General features: G+C 34.9%; 5 protein-coding genes. All 5 read right to left on the bottom strand.

Features of this window, described 5'->3' with window-relative positions; translation table 11 throughout:
- Positions 1–455, bottom strand: a 455-nt coding sequence (locus NF27_RS02790; RefSeq protein WP_458692786.1) for an AAA family ATPase, incomplete at its 3' end; no start/stop codon positions are given.
- Between the two features lie 83 nt (positions 456–538).
- Positions 539–2194 (bottom strand): IS481 family transposase, encoded by a 1656-nt coding sequence (locus NF27_RS02785; RefSeq protein ID WP_204367846.1) that lies wholly within the window; start codon positions 2192–2194, stop codon positions 539–541.
- Between the two features lie 8 nt (positions 2195–2202).
- Positions 2203–2847, bottom strand: coding sequence for a recombinase family protein (locus tag NF27_RS02780; protein WP_053332444.1), 645 nt, complete (start codon positions 2845–2847; stop codon positions 2203–2205).
- A gap of 324 nt (positions 2848–3171) precedes the next feature.
- Complete coding sequence (locus NF27_RS13265; RefSeq protein WP_410518017.1) at positions 3172–3342, bottom strand: IS1096 element passenger TnpR family protein; 171 nt, start codon at positions 3340–3342, stop codon at positions 3172–3174.
- Positions 3343–3454: 112 nt separating this feature from the next.
- Positions 3455–3645 (bottom strand): hypothetical protein (locus NF27_RS12335; RefSeq protein WP_039454516.1); only part of this gene is annotated, 191 nt, incomplete at its 5' end.

Genomic DNA, 3645 nt, shown 5'->3' with positions numbered 1-3645 from the left:
ACTTCTTCTAGTACAGGATTGCGTAGATCGTTTGCTAATTTAGGGTGACCTAAAACTATTACGGCTAAAGTGCCGTTTACATCTTGCACAGTCTCAATAAGATGTTTTAAACTCACTAAAGTGCGTGGATGTAAATCATGAGCTTCATCAATAAATAAGGCAATAGGCTTATTTAACTCCTTGATAAGGGATTGTAGCTTACGCTCCCTTTTTTCAGCTTGTGTAGGCAACTTACCGTCTTTCTTTGTTGCTATATCTGCAAATAAAGCTGTATATAAAGTATTAATTGTGACATTACGTTTATCTGTAGCCAGAGATTTAGAAACTAAAATTTTATTTTCATCTCTAATTGCTTGCTGTAAGCGTCTTAAAGTAACAGTNTTACCTATACCAACTATGCCGGTTAATGCGATAAGCCCTCCTGATTTTATTGCATGTTTAATATTGCTTAGCATACTTTGGTAGGTATCAGTTTCAAAATATTCTGCTTTATCAATTTCTTTAGTTAAACCATAATACTTCATGCTTTCAATATCCATTAGTTCTCCTTCCTGGTAAATATAGGTTTTATCTCAAATAGTTGCTTCACTTGTGTCATTACAAGCTGTTTATCTAAGCTTTCTAAAATAATTGCCTCAATTCTAGCCATCTGCTCAGGCAATAAACGTCCTAAGGGATAACCAAGCCAACGTGATATTGCAGCTTTAGCTTCTATAGCATCTTTAAATGATGTTTGGCTTAGGGAATGTTCCAGCTCAAATGGTATTGATGCTTGCTTATCTTCAACAAGTCCCGAAGTATTAAGCATAGTATCGGTTATTGTAGAGCCGCCTGATAAGGCAGCACGNGGTATAGAAATATTTTTTGCTAAGAGTTCTATATGATCAGCGCGCTCTTCCTTCTTACTTTTCTTAAAAGTACGATATCGACCGAAAGNAATTGGTCCATCAGCAGGATAGAATGGTCCATAAGATTTGCCTTCATATTCAACGTGTAATTCATTATTGAAGAGACCCCATAGTAAAGTAACTTTTACTCCTGCAAGTTCATGTGTTAACTGATACTTCACTCCATTAACAACAACACATGCATCACTTCCTACTTTCCTTGTTTCAGGTTCTCGAGCCAAGGCAGAAAATTGCTGCCAATCACACATTGCTCTAAATCCTTCAGGTGGTAAATTACGTTTCCAATCTTCTAAGCGNGAGTGCTCTTCCTGTCGGTGNTTCTCCTGGTTATATCTTTCCAAATAATGGCGTAACCATTCATTAGCTTCTAAAAGNTTCTGGGGAGGATGTAAATGATATAAAGTTTCTAGAGATTCTTTTACCGTACGAAATGGGCGCTCAACTTTTCCTTTGGACCTAGCAGTTTTACGACGGCCATCTTTACCATCAGGTAAATGAGTTCTAATTTCTACATTAAGGTATGCCATGACTCTCTTAAACACTAGGCTTTTTGCAACCGGCCCGTTATCCATATAAAATGTTTTAGGTATCCCTTGAAAAGGAAANCCCGGGTGTTTCTTTGCTGCCATAGCATTATATAAAAACTTTAAAGCAGTGATAATATNTTCACCATAAATATAATGATATTCTTGATATGTTACTCCACTACGGTCATCAACAACACTAGCTAGCATTAATGTAGGTGTTCTTTCTAAATTATCTTCATTTTTCTCAGCAGGAAGATGNTTAAAATCTGAAGGACTGAAATCAAAATGCCAACAATCATTACTGTTTACTGCTTGNAATCGTACTATAGGTGGTTGTACATTTAGTGATAAGCAATCTAACCCGAAACGTTTGAGATAATTGCTTACTGTTGATTTTTTTAATAAACCTTGGGGTGCTTTTACTAATACTCCTTTTGTTTCAACTCCATAGGTTTCTAAAAGACGGATACATTCTTTTATAGAAAGTCGTCTACCCTTCTTATTTGTAGTCCTAACTCTTAAGGCAGCTATAAGTTCACAATAATTCCTCATTTCACTTTGGCTAATGAGTCTAGGTCGATTATAATCTGCCCTATAAATTGTTTTNGGCTTCTTATATTTATGTAATGCGCGGTATAGTGTAGCGGGTGAAACATTATAAAATTCAGCTGCTTCTTTTATGACTAACTTGCGCTGTGGGTTACGTGGTGCTAGAGCAGATAATCTGTTGTATAACATAATCAATGCATCTGCCGGCACACATCTTGTCATTGAGGAATATCTCCTTCAAGAGCATATGCTATTTTATCAAGCCCATTTTTTCTNAACCAATTATGAAGATTAGCCGGNGTTGTTTTATAGCGGGCGGCTATAAATTTCTTTGTTGACCCATTCTTCAATAAAGCTTCAATNTCTACCTTATAGTCATCTAACTTACTTTTTCCAGGGCCAATAGGTCTGCCAAGTTTTATACCNGCAGCTTTTTTTACTCGTAGTGCTTCAGTGGTACGTTTGGAAATAANGTCTCTTTCTATTTCTGCTGCCATTGCTAGTGCCATAGCCATAATCTTACTTTGGATACTTTTATCTAGCTGCCAATTACCTTTAACTGCGTAGACATTAATTCCTTTCTGAAAAGCTATTGATAATATTTCCATGCATTCCAACATACTACGCCCTAGCCTGGAAAGCTCACTGACTATTATATTACTATCACTNTGCATGCTCTCTAATATTTCTGCTATTTTNCTTTCGCGCCATGGTGTTTTGCCGGAAGCTTTCTCTTCTATAAACTGTACTTGTCCGAGACCTTTCTCATTAGCTAGGTTTAAAATTGCAGCACGGTTCTTATCAAGGTCTTGATCAATCGTTGATACTCTCAAGTAAGCTATTGTCTTATTAAGTACATACATAATAGCTTTTTTAGCCCGTTTTTATAAAAACCTAAAATTAGCTCTTATTCTATATGGATTTATACTTTTTTATCAATGACTTTTGTTTAAAGTCTCATAAATTTAATATGCTCATTTTTATCTAATAAATCATACATTATATTACTACCTTTATTTCTAATCTCTTTTCTAACTTATAGTCGCAATTAATTCTGAAAAATAAAATTATAGAATCATTTATTTCCGGACAAAAAATTTATAAAATCATTTAATCCTGGCCAAACTGCTTTTTCTAGTTGCAATTAATTCTGGACAAAACTTACACTCGATTGCTGGAATTTGCATTTATGAAATCAGGACACTACATCTAGGGTTCTCCCTGAAACTCATTCCGCCTGCATAATAAATTCCATATGATTTACCTCGTATTATAAATTGGTGTAAATGTATCCCCTCCCAACTCATAATTATTTGCATGTAATAATGTAAGTCTGCAATACTGGTATCACTACTCACTAGTATTCTTCTTCAAATTCTTGGGCTGATCTTCTTGAGCCTAACATATAATTGGGGTTGTGTTGCAAAGAATAAAATTGAAGGAAGAAGTTATAAAATTTTATGAGGTTTTTTAGAAAATATAAGCAGGGGTAGGTAAGTTAAATTGCCTTTCAACAAAGTATTTAATATTTATAGCAGAGCTCTTAAGTAAGTGATAAAGCTGCCCCTTGAATAACATATTGATTGTCTCAATCCCTCGAATGGTATTATAAGCTGTTTTATAACTATGATAACCCATAGCATCTTTGGTTTTCCATTTTA

The sequence above is a fragment of the Candidatus Jidaibacter acanthamoeba genome (assembly GCF_000815465.1).
In the GTDB taxonomy this organism is placed as follows: Bacteria; Pseudomonadota; Alphaproteobacteria; order Rickettsiales; family Midichloriaceae; genus Jidaibacter; species Jidaibacter acanthamoebae.
The sequence above is the reverse complement of the archived record's forward strand: the minus strand, read 5'-3'. Positions and strand labels throughout refer to the sequence as shown.